The organism is Rhodanobacter sp. FW106-HT46G03 (assembly GCF_058789895.1).
Genome location: NZ_JBYTCC010000001.1, coordinates 1,463,694 through 1,480,561 on the forward strand (window position 1 = coordinate 1,463,694; position 16,868 = coordinate 1,480,561).

The following is a 16,868-nucleotide window of genomic DNA, read 5'->3' on the forward strand; positions in this document are numbered from 1 at the left end:
TGCTCGCCTATACTGCGGTCATTCATTGGGGAATGGAGCGGAAACATGGGACAGCTACTCGCACTCATCATCGTGGTGCTCGTCGTCGTGGTGATCCTGAAAATGGTGCGGATCGTGCCGCAGGGCTACGAATGGACGGTGGAAACCTTCGGCAAGTACACCAGCACGCTTTCGCCCGGCCTGCATTTGCTGATACCGGTGTATCAGGGCGTCGGCCGCAAGATGAACATGATGGAGCTGGTGCTCGACGTGCCTTCGCAGGATGTCATCACCAAGGACAACGCCGTGGTACGCGTGGACGGCGTGGTGTTTTATCAGGTGCTGGATGCGGCAAAGGCGGCCTACGAGGTGGCCAATCTCGAACAGGCCGTGCTGGCCCTGGTCATGACCAACATCCGTACCGTGCTTGGCTCGATGGACCTGGACGAATCGCTCAGCCAGCGCGACGCGATCAACGCCAAGCTGCTGCGCGTGGTGGACGAAGCCACGCATCCGTGGGGGGTCAAGGTCAACCGCATCGAGATCAAGGACATCGCGCCGCCGCGCGACCTGGTCGACGCGATGGCACGGCAGATGAAGGCCGAGCGCGAGAAGCGCGCGAACATCCTCGACGCCGAAGGCTTCCGCCAGGCGGCCATCCTCAAGGCCGAGGGGGAGAAGCAATCGGTGATTCTCGCCGCCGAAGGCGAGAAAGAGGCCGCATTCCGCGCGGCCGAAGCGCGTGAGCGCACCGCGCTGGCCGAGGCCAAGGCCACCAGCATGGTGTCGCAGGCGATTGCCGGCGGCGACGTCAACGCGATCAATTACTTTGTCGCCAACAATTACATTGACGCACTGAAGGCGATGGCGGCTTCACCCAATCAGAAAATGCTGTTGTTGCCGATCGAGGCCACTGGCGTCATCGGCGCCATGGCCGGCATCGCCGAGCTGGCGAAAGAAGCGCTGGGCCAGCAGGCTGCGCCAAAGACGATGGCTGCCCGCCCGGTGCCGCCGCTGCCGTAAGCGTCATCCGATCCGGTATTCCGGCTCACCGTGCCCTTGGCGCCGTGAGCCGATTTAATGGAGTGAGTCCATGCTTGGACAAATCGCAACGCATTACCTGTGGTGGATCCTTGCCCTGCTGCTGATCGTGGGCGAGATCGTGCTGCCTGGGTATTTTCTGTTGTGGATCGGCATCGCGGCCGCCGTGATGGGCGTGTTGCTGTGGTTGGTGCCAAGCCTGGGCATCCTGGCCCAGGCGATCGTGTTTGCCCTGCTGGCGGTCGCCAGTTGCTATGCCTACGCCCATTGGCTGCGGCCGCGCATCGAGCGGCGGGTTCCCGGTGACGAGCGGCTCAATCGGCGCGGCGAGCAAATGATTGGTCAGCGCTACGAGTTGATCGAAGCGATTGCCCATGGTCGCGGAAAGGTGCGCGTGGGTGACGGCCAGTGGCTGGTAAGCGGGCCCGATCTTCCGGTGGGTGCCACGGTCGAGGTGGTTGCGGTGGAAGGCACCACGCTCAAGGTTCGCGCCGCCAGATGAGCACGTTGGCCGCCGATGCGCCGGCTGCCGCCACGGCGGCATTGGGTACGCGCATCGCCTTTTTGCTGGAACTCGCGCGGCGTTTGCAGCAATACGGCACCACCGCGCCGCGGCTGGAAATGGCCATGACGCTGGCGGCCCGGCGCCTCGGCGTGCAGGCTGACGTATGGTCGAGTCCCACCGCGCTCATCATTTCGTTCTCCGACCTTGGCAAAGGCGGTGAAGGCCTCGCGCAAACCACGCAGGTGATGCGCCTGTCGCAAGGCGACATCAATCTGGCGCGGTTGTGCGCCGCCGACGAGATAGCCGACCGCGTGATCGACGGCAAGCTCGGCTTGCGCGAAGGTTTTCGCCTGCTGCGCGCGCTGGGTGCGCCCGATACCTTCAGGGCCAAGGTCAGTACGGTCGCAAGCTACGGATTGTCGGCGGCCAGCATCGCAGCGCTGTTTTTGCACAGCTCGTGGGCGGATTTGGTGGTGGCAGGCGCCATCGGCCTGTTGATCGGCGTGATCACGCTCGCCGCGGCCACCCGGCCGCGGCTGGCGGCGGCGAGCGACGTCATCAGTGCCATCGTCGCCACCAGCGTTGCCATCGTCGTCAGCGCCTTCGTGGTGCCGTTGGCGATCAAATCGGTGGTGCTTGCGGCGCTCATCATCCTGGTGCCCGGGTTCTCGCTCACCACGGCGGTGCGCGAGGTCTCCAGCGGGCATCTGGTTTCCGGCATGGCCCGGTTGGGTGGTGCGACATCGACCATGCTGAAACTGGTGTTTGGTGCGTTGGCGGCGAGCAGCGTCTGTGCGGCATTGGGCATTCACGCGCGTGATTTCGCACTGAAACCCTTGCCGGCGTGGACCGACTGGCCCTCGCTGCTGGTGGCAGCGGTCGCCTTTGCCATGCTGTTTCGCGCTGCCTGGCGGGATTGGCCAGCGGTGACGGTGGCCGTCATTGCGGGTTATCTCGTGACGCGCTGGGGAGGAGAGCTTTCGGGGCCGTTGCCGAGTGCACCGTTTGGCGTGTTTCTCGGTGGTCTCATGGTCAGCGCGCTGGCCAACCTGTATGCGCGTCTTGCGCAGCGGCCGGGGGCCGTGGTGCGCGAGCCCGGCATTTTGTTGCTGGTGCCTGGCAGCGTCGGTTTTCGCAGCGTGTCGTTTCTGCTTGAGCGCGACACTGTCCTGGGAATGGACACGGCGATGCTGCTTTTGACTTTGCTGGTGTCGCTGGTCGGCGGGCTCTTGTTTGGCGAGTTGCTGGTATCGCCGCGGCGCTCACTGTAAATGGCGGAGACGAAAACGCCGGCACTGGGCCGGCGTTTTCAGGTTTGCAGGTGTGGCGGCAGTCAGATCAGCAGATCCTTTTCCTTCTTGCCGGCCTTCAACGCCTCGTTGAACCAGCGCGGACGCTTGCCGCGGCCAGACCAGGTTTGGCTGGCATCGGCCGGATTGCGATACTTCGGCGGCACCACGCCGCCCTTGCGCTTGGCGCGGCCGACACCGAACACGTCGTCGAAGTTCAGGCCTTCGGACTTGAGCAGTTGATGAACCTTCTCGCGAACCTTGACGACCTTTTCCTTGCGCAGTTCTTCCTGACGCGACTGCGCCTTGTTGATCAGCTCGTTGAGCTGGTTCTGATTGAGACCCTTGAGATCGATAGCCATGAAAACTCCGGTAATCGTGTTGATTGGCGGTAGCCCGGACAGATGCACGGCGCGTGACATTCCGGTGCGGAATGCATTCTTGCCCAAATGGGCTTGACATGCAAAGTGTTTTTTGCCGTGCAGATGAATGGCGGCGGTATTGACGGCATATTCACCAGCCGGCCGAGTCTGTGGATCAGGATTCATCCTCGCAAGGCTTTTTGCGAGATCCTTGCCGCAGGCTGAATACCGCCCTATCGGGAAATCAGTCCGATCGTCGGCCTTTCAGACCAATCGGGCAAGCAGTGCCGCGTGGTCGAGCGACTCGCTTTCGCTTTGTGTGCGGGCACGATATTCAAAGGTGCCGGCAGCCAGCCCGCGCTCGCTGATAACCACGCGATGCGGAATGCCGATGAGCTCCATGTCGGCAAACATGGAGCCCGGTCGCAGGCCGCGATCATCCAGCGCCACTTCAATGCCGTTTTGCACGAGTTCGTCATACAGCGATTGGGCCGCCGCATCGATTTCCGGCTTGTGCTTGGGATTGATGACGCAAATGACAACGCGCCATGGTGCCATGGTTTCCGGCCAGACAACGCCGGCTTCATCGTGGCATTGCTCGATGGCGGCGGCGACGATGCGGGTGACGCCAATGCCGTAGCAGCCCATCAGCATCACCTGCGCTTTGCCCTCCGCGTTGAGTACGGTGGCGCCCATGGCTTCGGCGTATTTCTTGCCAAGCTGGAACACGTGCCCGACTTCAATGCCGCGTGCCAGGTGCAACACCCCTTTGCCGTCGGGCGAGGGGTCACCGGCAACCACCTGGCGAATATCCTCCACACGGGTAACGCGCGCGTCGCGCTGCCAATTGGCGCCGGTGTAATGGGCATGATCCCGGTTGCCGCCGCACACGAAGTCGGCCAGTGCCGCCGCGCTGCGGTCGACGATGACCGGAATCGCCGCCGGCAAGCCGACCGGACCGAGCGAGCCGGGGTGGGCGCCAATGGCGGCGACGATCTCGGCCTCGTCGGCAAATACCAGTTCGTCCGGCAATTCCGCGAGCTTCGTGGCTTTCACTTCGTTCAATGCGTGGTCACCGCGCAGGCACAGTGCCACCAGGCCATCCTTGCCGCGCACCAGCAGCGTCTTGATGCATTGTGCCGGTGCGACGCCAAGGAATGCGCTCACCGCCTCAATGGTCTTCTGGTCCGGCGTGTCCACCTGTTGCAGGGGCGCGGTTGCCGCTGGCCGGGTTTTTGCGGGGGCCAGCGCTTCTGCCTTTTCGACATTGGCGGCGTAATCGGAGCCATCCGAAAATGCGATGGCGTCCTCGCCCGAATCGGCCAGTACCTGGAACTCGTGGCTGGCATTGCCGCCAATGGCACCGGTGTCCGCTTGCACCGCACGAAACTTGAGCCCCAGGCGGGTGAAGATGCGCGTGTAGGCGTCATACATCGTGCGATAGGTGGCGGCCAGCGAATCCTGATCCAGGTGGAAGGAATACGCATCCTTCATGATGAATTCGCGCGCGCGCATGACGCCGAAGCGTGGGCGGATTTCATCCCGAAACTTGGTCTGGATCTGGTAGAAGTTGACGGGCAGCTGCTTGTAGCTGGACAGCTCGTTGCGGGCGTAGTCGGTAATGACTTCTTCCGCCGTCGGCGCGTAGCAGAACTCCTGCTCTTTGCGATCCTTGATCTTCAGCAGCTGGCCGCCAAACTTTTGCCAGCGCCCGGTTTCCTCCCACAGCTCGCGCGGCTGGATCGTCGGCATCAGGATCTCGATCGCGCCGGCGCGGTTCATTTCCTCGCGCACCACGGCCTCGACCTTGCGCAGCACACGCAGCCCGAGCGGCCCCCAGGTGTAAAGCCCGGCGGCAAGCTTGCGGATCATGCCGGTGCGCAGCATCAATTGGTGGCTGGCGATCTCGGCGTCGGCGGGGACTTCCTTGACGGTCGCGAGATGGAATTGACTCAGGCGCATGCGACGGACTTCCGGGTTGAAGAAACCCGGATTATAGCGACGTGCTGCGCTGCGCAACCCGCGATGCGGCGGTCGTCTACTTGGTGTTGCAGAACTGCTGGTACTGCGCGGTGGCGTGGGCGATCTGCTGCTGGCGTTGCGTGGCATCCAGCAGCGCCGGCTTGGCGCCCTGCTGCATCACCACGGGCCCGTTGCCCTGCAGGGTGGCAATGTTGGATTTGAGCGTGGCACACAGTTTGGCGCGGTTGTTCGGAGTGTCGGCCATTTGCGCCGCGGTGGGGGCCGGTGGTGCCCGGTTCTCGCCGTCGTTGGCGACGGGCTTGACGGCCGGTGCGGCCGGTGTCTCAACCCCGGACGCCAGCTTCACCTGCTGGTAGTTGCCTTGGGCCGGGGCGGATTGCGAGTAGTGCACCGTGCCGTGCGCATCGGTCCATTTGTAGATTTGCTGTGCGCCGGCCATGGGGGTGATGGCCAGCAGTGCCACGACGATCAGCGAGCGGCGCATGAAACTCTCCGGACGGGAACAGGATGGCCTGCGAGCGTGGTCGACAGAAAACCCGGCGACGGCGGTTACGCTGTTCGAGCCGCCTTTTGCGCTGATTCCTGGCCCATGGGACCGCCATGGATCTGTGAACCATCACGCCGGCAGCCTCAACACGGCTTTGCCTTGCCCGCCTGGTTTCTGTCGTCCGCGCTCCTGACAGAACGAAACCGGCGCCTAGTTAAGCGCTCGCGCGTGCAAGACTCAAGCGCGGGCATGCGGTAATGGCGATCAGGCCCTAAACTGCGTGCATTTCGTCACGGAACGGGTCATGAGCGGGTCTGCGCCGATACCACCGCCGCGGCATCGCGGCATTTATCTTTTGCCGAACCTGTTCACCACCGGGGCGATGTTCGCCGGGTTCTATGCGATTCTCGCCAGCATCGGTGGGCGGTTCGAGGATGCGGCCATCGCGGTGTTCATTGCCGCGCTGCTGGACGGCATGGACGGACGCATTGCGCGCCTGACTGGCACCCAGAGCGAATTCGGCGTGCAATACGATTCGTTGTCCGATCTGGTCAGCTTTGGTCTGGCGCCTGCGCTGGTGATGTACACGTGGTCGCTGGCGACGCTGCGCGAGTTCGGCCCGTTGTGGGGCAAGCTCGGCTGGGCCGCCGCATTCATTTATGCCGCGTGCGCCGCCTTGCGCCTGGCGCGCTTCAACACCCAGGTCGGCGTGGTCGACAAGCGTTATTTCCAGGGGCTGGCGAGCCCGGCTGCGGCCGCGGTGTGCATGTCCTTCGTGTGGAGCATGGAACGCTTCCAGGTGAGCGGCGCGGAACTGTGCTTCATCACGCCGTGGATCGCGGTGGTCACCGGGCTCCTGATGGTCAGCCGGTTTCGTTATTTCAGCTTCAAGTCGCTGCCGCTCGGCAACGGCCAGCGGGTGCCGTTCAGGTGGATCGTGGCGGCGCTGCTGCTTTTGGTGCTGTTGTATCTCGATCCTCCGCGCGTGCTCCTTGCCGGTTTCGTGGTGTACCTCTTGTCGGGCCCGGTGCTGACGCTGTGGGGGCGTGCGGCACATCGCCGACGCGCACGGCACGGGGGAGACGCATGACCTCCGCTGCCGACCATCGCGGTGCCGTATTGCACGCGTTGGATATCGTGCCGTGGCGATTGCGCCAGCCGGCCGCAGCCACCGTGCCCATGGCTGCGGACGCGGCGGTCGGGGTTGCCAACGAGGTCGCCCGCTGCGTGGTGCTGCTGCCGGCGCGCGTTGGCACGCGTGAACTGGATCTGCTGGGCCGTGCGTTGATCGCTGCCGGCCCGGCGCTGGCACGCGCGGCGCGCATTCGCGTACCCGAGGACGCAAACGAGGTGGCTATGCCGCAGGCGGCAGCTTATCTCGCCTGCGGCGACGCGCAGGCGCATGTGCTCGGGCGGAGTCTGCCGGCGCAGGTCACCGCGGCGGCGCAGATCGTGCTGGTCGATCCACTGGACCGGCTGCTGCACGATGGCGCCGCCAAGCGCCGGTTGTGGATGGCGCTGCGTACGTTGCGCCGCGCATTGACGGCGGCGGGCTGACCGATGGTCGCCGTGGCGCGCCCGGTCAGCCACGTGCGCCTGATGCACGCCGATGACCTCGATGAGGTGATCGCCATCGAGCAGGCTTCCTACGAATTCCCGTGGACGCGCGGCATTTTTGCCGATTGCCTGCGCGTCGGGCATCCATGCTGGGTGCTGTGCGTCGACGACCTCATCGCCGGTTACGGCATCCTTTCGGTGGGGGCCGGTGAGGCACACGTGCTCAACATCTGCATTGCCCCGGGGTGGCGCGGCAACGGCCTTGGCCGCCACTTGCTCGGACGCCTGCTCGACGTGGCGCGTTGGAGCGGGGCCGAGCGCGTCTTTCTCGAAGTGCGGCCTTCCAACCCGCATGCGAAAGCGTTGTACGACTCGGTCGGTTTTCGCGAGATTGGCCGTCGCCCGCACTACTACCCGGCGCGCGACGGCCGCGAGGATGCAATCGTGATGGCGTTCGACGCCATGGCGCCCCGGCAAGGCTGACCATCGCGGTGGCCCCCGGCTGCCGGTATCCTTGGTGGCATGCGTGCGTACCTCGACCTGCTTCGCCATGTGCTCGAACACGGCACCCCCAAATCCGACCGCACCGGTACCGGCACGCGCAGCGTGTTCGGCTGGCAGATGCGGTTTGACCTGAATGCGGGTTTTCCGCTGGTCACCACCAAGAAACTGCACCTGAAGTCGATCATCCACGAGCTGATCTGGTTCCTGCATGGCGACACCAACATCGCCTATCTCCGGGAACACGGCGTGCGCATCTGGGACGAGTGGGCCGACGGGCAGGGCGATCTGGGCCCGATCTACGGCAAGCAGTGGCGGGCGTGGCGCACGGCCGATGGCGGCACGGTGGATCAGATCCGCGCCGTGGTGGATGAAATCCGCCGCAACCCCGATTCGCGCCGCCTGATCGTGAGCGCCTGGAACGTCGGCGAGCTGCCGCAAATGGCACTGATGCCGTGCCATACGCTGTTCCAGTTCTACGTGGTCGGCGACAAGCTCAGTTGTCAGCTCTACCAGCGCAGCGGCGACATTTTTCTCGGTGTGCCGTTCAACATCGCGAGCTATGCGCTGTTGACCCACATGGTGGCGCAGGTGTGCGGCCTTGGCGTCGGCGATTTCGTGCACACGCTTGGCGACGCCCACCTGTACGTCAACCATTTCGAGCAGGCTCGCCTGCAGCTTGGCCGCGAACCGCGCCCGCTGCCCAGGTTGGTGCTGAACCCGGGTGTGCGCGCGCTGGAGGATTTTCGCTACGAGGACGTCACGATCGAGGGCTACGACCCGTGGCCCGCGATCAAGGCACCGGTGGCGGTGTAGCGGCGTCGACGCCGGCAGTACATTTGCCGCTGCAGACTTCACATGGCGGGCGCGCCTGACGCGTTGCCCGTGCGGGTCGACAACAAGCTTGAAGGATTGCACATGGCCATTTCGCTGATAGCCGCACTGGACCAGAACTTCGCGATTGGGCGCGAGGGCAAGTTGCCGTGGCACTTGCCGGATGATTTGCGCCGCTTCAAGCAGCTTACCGTCGGGCGTTACGTGCTGATGGGCTACAACACGGCGATGTCGATCGGACGCGCGCTGCCGGAGCGCGAGAATCTCGTGCTGTCGCATCGCCACGAGGCGCCGTTCCCCGGCCAGGTCACGGTGCGCTCGATCGACGAGGCGCGCGAGCATTGCGGGCATACCGGGCTCGTCGTGATCGGCGGCGGCAAGGTGTTTCGCGCCACCTTGCCCTTGGCCAGCCGTATGTATCTCACCTACGTCAATACCACGGTCGAAGGCGCCGACGTGTTCTTTCCCGGCGTGCATTTCAGCGAGTGGACCGAGGTGTCGCGTGTGCATCACCCGAAGGACGCAAAGCACGCGTTCGATTTCGACATGGTCGAATACGTGCGCGCGAGCTGAAGCGATGGCGGCGGGCGTGCTGTACGTGCTGGCGGGTGCACTGTGCGATGCCAGCGGCCGCGTATTGCTGGCCGAGCGCCCGGCCGGCAAGCAGCTTGCCGGCATGTGGGAGTTTCCCGGCGGCAAGCGCGAGCCGGGCGAAACGCCGCTGGCGACACTCACCCGCGAGCTGGACGAGGAGCTTGGGGTGACCGTGGTCGATGCGGCGCCGCTGGTGCGCGTGCCGTGGCATTACGCCGGGCGCGAATTGCTGCTGGATGCGTGGCGGGTGACCCGCTGGCAGCATGTGCCGACACCACGTGAGGGGCAGCGGATTGCGTGGTACCTGCCGGCGCAGGTCGATCCGCAGATACTGGCGCCGGCGGACCGGGCCATCCTGCGCGCGGTGTGCACTGCTTAGCCGTACAGGCGTTTCAATCGGCGGTATCAGTGTCCAGCGTTTTGAGCACCTGGAACAACTCGCGGGTGGCACGCGGCGGTTTGTTCGGCGTGGCCTGCTCCACGCGGGATTGACGCACCAGCGCGCGCAGGTGCTGGCGATCGAGTGCGGGGTGGTCGGCAATCAGTGCGGTGAGTGCGGCATCGCCTTCGGTGCCCAAAAGCTGCGCGCGCAGCGCTTCGAGCCGGTGCAGCGCCGCGGCTTCCTGGCGTTGGCGATCACGGTTTTCACCCAGTGCAGCGCGCACGGCGGCAAATGCGTCGCCCTCGTGGTTGCGCATCAGCTTGGCGAGGTAGGCGAGCTGACGCTTGCGTGCGCCGTGCGAGGTGATGCGGCGCACATTGGCGATCTCGTCGCGCACATCGTCGGGCAGTTCGAGCCGCGCCAGGTTGGTCGGTGCCAGTTCGACCAGTTGGCCGGCCAGTTCCAGCACGGCAAGCGCGTCGCGTCGTTGCTGGCTGCGCGTGGGGCCATAGTCGTGGTCGGGATCGTCAGTGTAGTTGCGGGTCACGGCGTGTCCGGTGGCGGCAGGAGGTGTGCGGCGGGTGGTAGCCTTGCGCACCCGATGCGATACGCGATGCGTGCGCGCATTTTACCGGTTTGCCCAGCGGGAGCGTTTGCGTGACCGAGCTTGTCGAAAACGTTGACCAAAGCGGAGCGGAGCTCGACCGGCTCGCGAACCTGGCCGTGGAGGTGATTCGCCGCGCGCACGCGGCTGGCGCCAGCGCCGCCGAGGTGGCCGCCAGCATCGACACCGGGCTCAATGTGAACGTGCGCATGGGCGAGGTGGAAACCGTCGAGCACACGCGCGATCGCGGCTTCGGGTTGACCGTCTATTTCGGCCATCGCAAAGGTTCGGCCAGCACCGCCGACCTGAATCCGGCTTCGCTGCAGGCGACGATCGACCAGGCGTGCGCGATCGCGAGCTTCACCGAGGAAGATCCGTGCGCCGGGCTGGCCGATGCCGAACGCATGGCGCAGGCGTTTCCCGACCTTGATTTGTGGCACCCGTGGGACATCGACACCGAAGGCGCCGTGGCGCTGGGTCAGGAGATCGAGGCTGCCGGGCGCGCGCAGCCGGGTATCAGCAACTCCGACGGCGCCAGCGTGCAGGCCGGTGAGAGTCTTTCCGTGTATGCGAACTCGCACGGTTTTGTCGGTCGCGAGCGCGGCACCGAACATTCGATTTCGCTGTCGTTGATTGCCGGCGCCGATGACCGCATGCAGCGCGACTATTGGTACGACAGCGCACGCGACGCCGCCGGCTTCATGAGCGCGCACGCGCTGGGCGCCAAGGCTGCCGAGCGCACCTTGGCGCGGCTTGGCGCCCGCGGGCTCACGACCCGCGAATGTGCGGTGCTGTTTGCGCCGGAGGTGGCGCGCGGGCTGATCGGCCATCTCGTTGGCGCGGTCAGTGGCGGCTCCCTGTATCGGCATGCGAGTTTTCTCGTCGATCACGCGGGCAAACCGGTGATGCCGGTCTGGCTTGATCTGGTCGAGCGCCCACACCTGCCGCGCGGCCACGGTTCGGCAAATTTCGATGCGGAAGGCGTGGCCACGGTGGATCGCCCCCTGGTGGAACGCGGCGTGCTGGCGCGCTACGTACTGGGCAGCTATTCCGCCCGCAAGCTCGGCCTGGCATCCACCGCGAATGCCGGCGGCATCCACAACCTGGTGGTGATGCCGGGTGCGGCCGACGGCGAGGCCAGCGATTTTGCCGGCATGCTGCGCCGCCTTGGCACTGGTCTGTTGGTGACCGAGGTGATGGGGCAGGGCGTGAGCCTCATCACCGGCGACTATTCGCGCGGTGCGGCCGGGTTCTGGGTCGAGGGCGGCGCCATCGCCTATCCGGTTGAAGGTGTCACCATCGCCGCGAACCTGCGCGACATGTTTGCCGGCATCGGTGCGGTGGGTGCGGATGTCGACCCGCGTTCCCACCTCCTGTGTGGCTCCATCCTGATGCCGCGCATGACAGTGGCGGGAGACTGAATGCCGGCGCATGCTTGCGCGCAAGCTCTTGTACGTCCACCCGAGGAGTAGCGCCAATGAGTACGCCGCCGGATCAGATGCCAAGCTCGACCGCAAGCAGTCGCGATGATCGCAACATTGCGACCTTGACCCATTTGTCGGGTTTCCTGTTTTCCATCCTGGTGCCGCTGATCGTGTGGCTGGTGCACAAGGACCGCGCCGACAAGACCTATCTCGTGCGCGAGGCCAAGACCGCGCTGAATTTTCAGCTCACCGTGCTGATCGGCTATGTGGTGTGCTGGGTGCTCACCTTCATCGTGATCGGCGTGGTTCTGGGTTGGCTGCTGTGGTTGGCCAACCTGATCATCTGCATCATCGCCGCGGTCAAGGTCAGCGCCGACGGCAGCTACCGCTACCCGTTCACGCTCAGCCTGGTGGATTGAGCCACCCGCTGGCCACTCAGTGCGTGCGTTTTACCGCGTAGTCGGCGAGTTCGGCCAGCAGCGCGGCACGTGCACCGAGCGGTGCAATGGCCTCGTGGGCGCTGGCGACGAGTTCGGCCAGCCGCGCCCGCGAGGCCGGCATGCCAAGGATCGAGGGGAAGGTGGGTTTGTGCGCGGCTGCGTCCTTGCCGGCGGTCTTGCCCAGTTCGGTGGAGGCGCCTTCGACGTCGAGAATGTCGTCGCGCACCTGGAAGGCGAGGCCAACGGCGCTGGCGTAGCGGTCGAGCCGCGCCAGTGTCCCCGCGTCGGCGCCGGCCGCCAGCGCGCCGAGACGTACCGCCGCGCGGATCAGGGCTCCGGTCTTGCAGGCGTGCATGTGTTCGAGTGCGGGCAGCGAGAGCTCGTGGCCGACGGCGGCGAGGTCGAGCGCTTGCCCGCCGGCCATGCCTTCGGCACCGCAGGCGCAGCCCAGCGTGTGCAGCATGCGCATGCCGGTGGCGGGGTCCGGCATCGTGGCAGGGTTGGCCAACAGTTCGAATGCCAGCGCCTGCAGCGCGTCGCCGGCAAGCACGGCCATGGCCTCGCCAAAGGCGACGTGGCAGGTGGGGCGGCCACGGCGCAGCGCGTCGTCGTCCATGGCTGGCAGGTCGTCGTGTACCAGCGAGTAGGCGTGGATGAGCTCCACGGCGCAGGCGGCGGCATCAAGTGCCGGAGAATCATGGTCGAGCGCATGCGCGGTGGCATAGACCAATAGCGGCCGCAGGCGTTTGCCACCACCCAGCACGGCATACCGCATCGCACGGCGCAACTCGACCGGCGGCGCGTCGGTGGCTGGCAGACAAAGGTCGAGCGCGCGTTCAGCGCGCTGAATCGACGCCTCGAATGCGGCGCTGTGGGGCGGGTTGGTACTCACGGCGGCGACGGCGATCAGAATGGCAGGTCGTCATCCGCCACCGGCTTGCCGGCGTCCGGCTCGGACGGGCCAAACGGCTTGGCCGCTTCCGGTGCTTCGGGATCGAGCAACAGGCGCACGCGCAACTCGGCTTTTTCCAGCGCTTGCTGGCAGGTGCGGTACAGGCCAACACCGCGCTCAAACGAGGCGAGCGATTCGTCAAGGCTCAGCTCACCGGCCTCCATCTTGGCGACCAATTGTTCGAGCTCGTCCAGCGAGTGTTCGAAATCGGCGGCCGGTGGGGTTTTGACAGCAGGGGAAGCGGTTTTGGCCATGGCCGGCAACGCTAGCGCAGCGCATGCACGGAATCAATCCGGAGGAAACCGCTGCGAGCGGTCACCAGCCGTGCTTGGTGCGTTTGCGCTCCTCCTTGTAGGCATCCTTGTCTGCGTGCTTGTCCGGGCGATCGTAGCCCTGATCGTTGGCGCCTTCATCACCGCGGCCACGCCAGTCGACGCGGTGACCGCCGTAGTGCTCGACCACATAGCGGTGTTCTACCCAGGGCTGCGCGCTGCCGAGTTCGAGTTGCACGCCGCCGGCGCGCACGTACACCTGCAGTGCCAGCGGCAACACGACACCACTGGCCCAGGTGTCGCCGTCGGGCCAGAACCAGGTGCGGGTATCCGGTGCGTAATACACCTCGCTGTTCGGGTAGTACACGTAGGCGTGTTTGGCACGCCAGCCGTGGGCCGGTGCCCACGGCGGCGGCCCCTGCTGCGCCTCCACCGGCAAGGCCGCAGCCAGTCCGGCAAGCAACGCCAGCAACGTGGAAACCAGGATACGTTTCATGGATTGACTCCGGAAGCGGGCCCGATGTCAGTCGATTCTACGACCACCCCTGCACCCTGGTCAGGCTCGGGCGGGCCGATTCAACGTTCAATCCGGCGGCATCCAGCACGGCACGCCGCCCGCCGTATCGAAGATGGATACGCCCCGCGCGCTGAGCCAGCGGTCCGCGACGCCGACCAGCTCGCCATCTGCCTCGATCAAGGGACAGGTGCGGCGCTGCCACGGCGGCATGCCGGCTTGCTGGAACAGGTCGCGCAGTTCACGCGTGTGTGCATCGCCGGCGGGCTTGATGTGCTCGCCCCCGCGGCGCAGGCGCACGCTGAGCGACGCCGGCAGGCGGGCCGTGGCGGGGGCGAGCGCCAGCGTGCCACCATCCGGCAACGCCAGCGTTTCGCCGTGCCACGCGGCGTGCCAGTGCGGGTCAACCGCCGGTGCGAGGTGGTGCGCCCACAGTCGGCCTTGCCAGACATGCAGCTCGGTGCCGGCCCAACGGACACACGGCACCTGGCCTACGCGTGCCGCGCATTGGCGCACGATTTCACCGCGCTGTGCCGTGGTGGGCGCCTGCAAGCCACGCTGATGCAGCCAGTGGTCGAGCAGCGGCTCACGCAGGGCCGGCGCGAGCGCCAGCCAGCCGGCGGCGTCGAGGCTGCCGGTGGCGGCATCGTGCAACTGGGCGAAGGCGGCGAGCCACTCCGTGCGCAGGGCGTCGGCAGCGGCACGGCACAAGCCGGCACTGTGCATGATCGCGTCGGTGGCGCCGGGCCAGCTGGCCACCAAGCGCGGCAGGATCTCGTGGCGCAGGCGGTTGCGCGCAAACCGCGGGTCGGCGTTGGCGGGGTCGTCGATGCAGGGCAGCTGCAGCGCCGTCACGTAGGCCCGCAACTGTGCGCGGTCGATGGCGTGCAGCAGTGGTCGCCACAGGGTACCGGCGCCGAGCGCGCGCGTTTCGCGCATGCCGCCCAGGCCCTCCGGCCCGGCGCCGCGCAGCAGCTTGAGCAGCACGGTTTCGACCTGGTCGTCGCGGTGGTGGGCGAGCAGCAGCGTTTCGCCCGGGAGCAGCCGGGCGGCAAAGGCGGCGTAGCGTGCGCTGCGTGCCGCAGCTTCGATGCCCTCGCCGTGGCGTGGTCGTGCGTCCACCTTCACCACGGTGCAGGCGAGCGCCAGGCCGGTGCAGAACTGCGTGCAATGTTCGGCCCAGGTCGCACTGTGCGGGTTCAATCCATGATCCACATGCAACGCGTGCAATCCACGCGCACGTGCTTGCGGCAGCTGTGCCAGTGCGTGCAGCAACGCGGTGGAATCCGGGCCGCCGCTGAAGGCGACGCACAATGTGCCGCGGGGGCGTGCGGCGAGCGCGTCGTGCAGCAGGTCGACGAGCGCTTGCGGATCACTCACGGGCGGCAGTTTTCTTCTTGTGGCGCACGTACAGGTGCTTGCCGTTGCCGACCACACGTTCCTCGGTCTGGAACAGACCGATGGCCTTGATCAGGCCGCTGAGCCTGGCGTAGCCCCAGTTGCGCGAATCGAAATCCGGGGCGCGCTTGCTGACCATGCTGCCGACGGCACCCAGCCCGGCCCAGCCTTCCTCGTCCTCGGCATCGTCGATGGCATGCCGCAGCAGGTTCACCAAGCGTGTGTCCTGACGTAGCTCCTGTGCGTTCTTGCGTGGCGTTGGTTCGGCCGGCTTGTCCTCGCCGGTGTCGGGTTTGCCGAGTACATCGGTGTAGAGGAAACGGTCGCAGGCGGCGACGAACGGCGCCGGCGTCTTGCGCTCGCCGAAGCCGTACACGGTGAGCCCGGATTCGCGCAGGCGCGAGGCGAGGCGGGTGAAATCGCTGTCGCTGGACACGATGCAGAAACCGTCGAAGCGCCCGGTGTAGAGCAGGTCCATCGCGTCGATGATCATCGCCGAGTCGGTGGCGTTCTTGCCGACGGTGTAGCGGAACTGCTGGATCGGCTGGATCGAATGGCGCAGCAGCACTTCTTTCCAGCTGCCCAGCTCGGGCTTGGTCCAGTCGCCGTAGATGCGCTTGACGTGGGCCACGCCGAACTTGGCGATTTCGGCCAGCAGGCCCTCAATGATCGCGGCGCGCGCGTTGTCGGCGTCGATCAATACCGCAAGTTTGTCGTGCATGGCGGCTTCCGGCGCGGAGATGCCGCGATGGTAGCGCGCCTATTCCTGATATGCGCCGTAGCTGCGCAGGCGGTGGTAGCGGCGTTCCTGCAGGTCGTCGATGGACAGTGCCTGGAGCTCGTCCAGTTCATTCAGCAGCACGGCCTTCAGGCGGATGGCGACGGAGTGCGGGTTGCGGTGGGCACCGCCGAGCGGTTCGCGAATGACTTTGTCGACCAGGCCCAGCTCGTGCAGGCGCGGCGCGGTCATGCCCAGCGCTTCGGCCGCGTCGCGGGCCTTGTCGGCGCTTTTCCACAGGATCGAGGCGCAGCCTTCGGGCGAAATGACCGAGTAGGTGGAGTACTGCAGCATGTTCACCCGGTCGCCGACGCCAATCGCCAGCGCACCGCCGGAGCCGCCTTCGCCGATCACGGTGCACACGATCGGGGTTTTCAGCGTGGCCATTTCCAAGAGGTTGCGCGCGATGGCCTCGCTCTGGCCGCGCTCTTCGGCGCCGACGCCGGGGTAGGCGCCGGGGGTGTCGATGAAGGTCAGCACCGGCAGGCCGAAGCGTTCGGCCAGCTGCATCAGGCGCAGCGCCTTGCGGTAGCCCTCCGGGCGCGGCATGCCGAAGTTGCGGTGCACTTTGTCCTTGGTGTTGCGCCCTTTCTGGTGACCAATGATGACCACGCTGCGACCATTGATGCGACCCAGCCCGCCGACGATGGCGGCGTCGTCGGCGTACATGCGGTCGCCGGCCAACTCGTGGAATTCCTCGCAGATGACCTGGATGTAATCCAGCGTGTACGGCCGCGCCGGGTGGCGCGAAAGCTGAGTGACCTGCCACGACGACAGGTTCTTGAAGATGTCGTTGGTCTTGAGCTTGAGCTTTTCGCGCAGGCGGCCCACTTCCTCGTCGATGTTGAACGCCTGATCGTTGCTGGCGTGGCGCAGCTCCTCGATTTTCGCTTCGAGTTCAGCGATAGGTTGTTCGAAATCGAGGAAGTTGGGGTTCATTCGCCGTACTTGTTGCTGCGGAAGCTCCGCAGT

At 65.8% G+C, this 16,868-nt stretch carries 20 protein-coding genes and 1 pseudogene; 11 read left to right on the forward strand and 10 right to left on the reverse strand.

Features of this window, described 5'->3' with window-relative positions; translation table 11 throughout:
• Positions 1-45: 45 nt before the first annotated feature.
• From AC3WP6_RS06170 to AC3WP6_RS06180, 3 genes are all read left to right on the forward strand, one after another.
• The gene (locus AC3WP6_RS06170; RefSeq protein WP_492626913.1) at positions 46-1,002 is read left to right on the forward strand and encodes an SPFH domain-containing protein; all 957 of its coding nucleotides are present in this window, start codon (positions 46-48) and stop codon (positions 1,000-1,002) included.
• A gap of 70 nt (positions 1,003-1,072) precedes the next feature.
• Positions 1,073-1,522, forward strand: coding sequence for an NfeD family protein (locus AC3WP6_RS06175; RefSeq protein WP_492626914.1), 450 nt, complete (start codon positions 1,073-1,075; stop codon positions 1,520-1,522).
• Complete coding sequence (locus tag AC3WP6_RS06180; RefSeq protein WP_492626915.1) at positions 1,519-2,796, forward strand: threonine/serine exporter family protein; 1,278 nt, start codon at positions 1,519-1,521, stop codon at positions 2,794-2,796. The genes AC3WP6_RS06175 and AC3WP6_RS06180 overlap by 4 nt, the downstream gene beginning before the upstream one ends.
• A 65-nt stretch (positions 2,797-2,861) precedes the next feature.
• Here AC3WP6_RS06180 and AC3WP6_RS06185 read toward each other — a convergent pair.
• The 3 genes and pseudogenes from AC3WP6_RS06185 to AC3WP6_RS06195 all read right to left on the reverse strand — a co-directional run.
• Positions 2,862-3,362: pseudogene (locus tag AC3WP6_RS06185) on the reverse strand (H-NS histone family protein); the annotation flags it as partial.
• 78 nt (positions 3,363-3,440) lie between these two features.
• Positions 3,441-5,138: a proline--tRNA ligase gene (locus AC3WP6_RS06190; protein WP_492626916.1), complete on the reverse strand. Its 1,698-nt coding sequence runs from the start codon at positions 5,136-5,138 to the stop codon at positions 3,441-3,443.
• A gap of 76 nt (positions 5,139-5,214) precedes the next feature.
• Positions 5,215-5,643 carry a DUF4124 domain-containing protein gene (locus tag AC3WP6_RS06195; RefSeq protein ID WP_492626917.1) on the reverse strand — a complete coding sequence of 143 codons (429 nt, stop codon included), beginning with the start codon at positions 5,641-5,643 and terminating at the stop codon, positions 5,215-5,217.
• Positions 5,644-5,950: 307 nt separating this feature from the next.
• On the opposite strand from AC3WP6_RS06195, the gene AC3WP6_RS06200 reads away from it, so the two are divergent.
• The 6 genes from AC3WP6_RS06200 (at position 5,951) to AC3WP6_RS06225 (ending at position 9,511) form a co-directional block, all read left to right on the forward strand.
• Entirely contained in the window at positions 5,951-6,736 is a 786-nt protein-coding gene (locus tag AC3WP6_RS06200) for a CDP-alcohol phosphatidyltransferase family protein (RefSeq protein ID WP_492626918.1), read from the forward strand.
• Positions 6,733-7,203, forward strand: coding sequence for a hypothetical protein (locus AC3WP6_RS06205; protein WP_492626919.1), 471 nt, complete (start codon positions 6,733-6,735; stop codon positions 7,201-7,203). The genes AC3WP6_RS06200 and AC3WP6_RS06205 overlap by 4 nt, the downstream gene beginning before the upstream one ends.
• Positions 7,204-7,206: 3 nt before the next feature.
• On the forward strand, positions 7,207-7,686 hold the full coding sequence (gene rimI / locus AC3WP6_RS06210) for a ribosomal protein S18-alanine N-acetyltransferase (RefSeq protein ID WP_492626920.1): 480 nt from the start codon (positions 7,207-7,209) through the stop codon (positions 7,684-7,686).
• 39 nt (positions 7,687-7,725) lie between these two features.
• On the forward strand, positions 7,726-8,520 hold the full coding sequence (locus tag AC3WP6_RS06215) for a thymidylate synthase (protein ID WP_492626921.1): 795 nt from the start codon (positions 7,726-7,728) through the stop codon (positions 8,518-8,520).
• Positions 8,521-8,622: 102 nt separating this feature from the next.
• Complete coding sequence (locus tag AC3WP6_RS06220; RefSeq protein WP_492626922.1) at positions 8,623-9,111, forward strand: dihydrofolate reductase; 489 nt, start codon at positions 8,623-8,625, stop codon at positions 9,109-9,111.
• A gap of 4 nt (positions 9,112-9,115) precedes the next feature.
• Positions 9,116-9,511 carry an NUDIX domain-containing protein gene (locus tag AC3WP6_RS06225; protein WP_492626923.1) on the forward strand — a complete coding sequence of 132 codons (396 nt, stop codon included), beginning with the start codon at positions 9,116-9,118 and terminating at the stop codon, positions 9,509-9,511.
• 13 nt (positions 9,512-9,524) lie between these two features.
• Here AC3WP6_RS06225 and yjgA read toward each other — a convergent pair whose 3' ends face one another.
• Entirely contained in the window at positions 9,525-10,061 is a 537-nt protein-coding gene (gene yjgA, locus AC3WP6_RS06230) for a ribosome biogenesis factor YjgA (protein WP_492626924.1), read from the reverse strand.
• Between the two features lie 110 nt (positions 10,062-10,171).
• Between yjgA and pmbA the strand changes: the two genes are divergently transcribed.
• On the forward strand, positions 10,172-11,539 hold the full coding sequence (gene pmbA / locus AC3WP6_RS06235) for a metalloprotease PmbA (protein WP_492626925.1): 1,368 nt from the start codon (positions 10,172-10,174) through the stop codon (positions 11,537-11,539).
• Positions 11,540-11,595: 56 nt separating this feature from the next.
• Complete coding sequence (locus AC3WP6_RS06240; protein WP_492626926.1) at positions 11,596-11,961, forward strand: DUF4870 domain-containing protein; 366 nt, start codon at positions 11,596-11,598, stop codon at positions 11,959-11,961.
• A 16-nt stretch (positions 11,962-11,977) separates the two neighbouring features.
• Here AC3WP6_RS06240 and AC3WP6_RS06245 read toward each other — a convergent pair whose 3' ends face one another.
• The 6 genes from AC3WP6_RS06245 to AC3WP6_RS06270 form a co-directional block, all read right to left on the reverse strand.
• Positions 11,978-12,874 carry a polyprenyl synthetase family protein gene (locus AC3WP6_RS06245; protein ID WP_492626927.1) on the reverse strand — a complete coding sequence of 299 codons (897 nt, stop codon included), beginning with the start codon at positions 12,872-12,874 and terminating at the stop codon, positions 11,978-11,980.
• A 14-nt stretch (positions 12,875-12,888) separates the two neighbouring features.
• Complete coding sequence (locus AC3WP6_RS06250; protein WP_492626928.1) at positions 12,889-13,188, reverse strand: exodeoxyribonuclease VII small subunit; 300 nt, start codon at positions 13,186-13,188, stop codon at positions 12,889-12,891.
• A 61-nt stretch (positions 13,189-13,249) separates the two neighbouring features.
• Positions 13,250-13,702, reverse strand: a complete 453-nt coding sequence (locus tag AC3WP6_RS06255) for a hypothetical protein (RefSeq protein WP_492626929.1) — start codon at positions 13,700-13,702, stop codon at positions 13,250-13,252.
• Positions 13,703-13,789: 87 nt separating this feature from the next.
• Positions 13,790-15,100, reverse strand: coding sequence for a tRNA lysidine(34) synthetase TilS (gene tilS / locus AC3WP6_RS06260; RefSeq protein ID WP_492626930.1), 1,311 nt, complete (start codon positions 15,098-15,100; stop codon positions 13,790-13,792).
• A complete protein-coding gene (locus AC3WP6_RS06265; protein ID WP_492626931.1) occupies positions 15,093-15,839 on the reverse strand; it encodes an NYN domain-containing protein in 747 nt (248 codons plus the stop codon). Before AC3WP6_RS06265 ends, tilS begins: the two co-directional genes overlap by 8 nt.
• Positions 15,840-15,878: 39 nt before the next feature.
• Positions 15,879-16,835, reverse strand: coding sequence for an acetyl-CoA carboxylase carboxyltransferase subunit alpha (locus AC3WP6_RS06270; protein WP_492626932.1), 957 nt, complete (start codon positions 16,833-16,835; stop codon positions 15,879-15,881).
• Between the last annotated feature and the right edge of the window lie 33 nt (positions 16,836-16,868).

Excerpts from the sequence above, each read along its gene's own strand:
- AC3WP6_RS06170 (WP_492626913.1), top strand. The coding sequence starts at position 46 with ATGGGACAGCTACTCGCACTCATCATCGTGGTGCTCGTCGTCGTGGTG.
- AC3WP6_RS06175 (WP_492626914.1), top strand. The coding sequence starts at position 1,073 with ATGCTTGGACAAATCGCAACGCATTACCTGTGGTGGATCCTTGCCCTG.
- AC3WP6_RS06180 (WP_492626915.1), top strand. The coding sequence starts at position 1,519 with ATGAGCACGTTGGCCGCCGATGCGCCGGCTGCCGCCACGGCGGCATTG.
- AC3WP6_RS06190 (WP_492626916.1), bottom strand. The coding sequence starts at position 5,138 with ATGCGCCTGAGTCAATTCCATCTCGCGACCGTCAAGGAAGTCCCCGCC.
- AC3WP6_RS06195 (WP_492626917.1), bottom strand. The coding sequence starts at position 5,643 with ATGCGCCGCTCGCTGATCGTCGTGGCACTGCTGGCCATCACCCCCATG.
- AC3WP6_RS06200 (WP_492626918.1), top strand. The coding sequence starts at position 5,951 with ATGAGCGGGTCTGCGCCGATACCACCGCCGCGGCATCGCGGCATTTAT.
- AC3WP6_RS06205 (WP_492626919.1), top strand. The coding sequence starts at position 6,733 with ATGACCTCCGCTGCCGACCATCGCGGTGCCGTATTGCACGCGTTGGAT.
- rimI (WP_492626920.1), top strand. The coding sequence starts at position 7,207 with ATGGTCGCCGTGGCGCGCCCGGTCAGCCACGTGCGCCTGATGCACGCC.
- AC3WP6_RS06215 (WP_492626921.1), top strand. The coding sequence starts at position 7,726 with ATGCGTGCGTACCTCGACCTGCTTCGCCATGTGCTCGAACACGGCACC.
- AC3WP6_RS06220 (WP_492626922.1), top strand. The coding sequence starts at position 8,623 with ATGGCCATTTCGCTGATAGCCGCACTGGACCAGAACTTCGCGATTGGG.
- AC3WP6_RS06225 (WP_492626923.1), top strand. The coding sequence starts at position 9,116 with ATGGCGGCGGGCGTGCTGTACGTGCTGGCGGGTGCACTGTGCGATGCC.
- AC3WP6_RS06240 (WP_492626926.1), top strand. The coding sequence starts at position 11,596 with ATGAGTACGCCGCCGGATCAGATGCCAAGCTCGACCGCAAGCAGTCGC.
- AC3WP6_RS06250 (WP_492626928.1), bottom strand. The coding sequence starts at position 13,188 with ATGGCCAAAACCGCTTCCCCTGCTGTCAAAACCCCACCGGCCGCCGAT.
- AC3WP6_RS06255 (WP_492626929.1), bottom strand. The coding sequence starts at position 13,702 with ATGAAACGTATCCTGGTTTCCACGTTGCTGGCGTTGCTTGCCGGACTG.
- AC3WP6_RS06265 (WP_492626931.1), bottom strand. The coding sequence starts at position 15,839 with ATGCACGACAAACTTGCGGTATTGATCGACGCCGACAACGCGCGCGCC.
- AC3WP6_RS06270 (WP_492626932.1), bottom strand. The coding sequence starts at position 16,835 with ATGAACCCCAACTTCCTCGATTTCGAACAACCTATCGCTGAACTCGAA.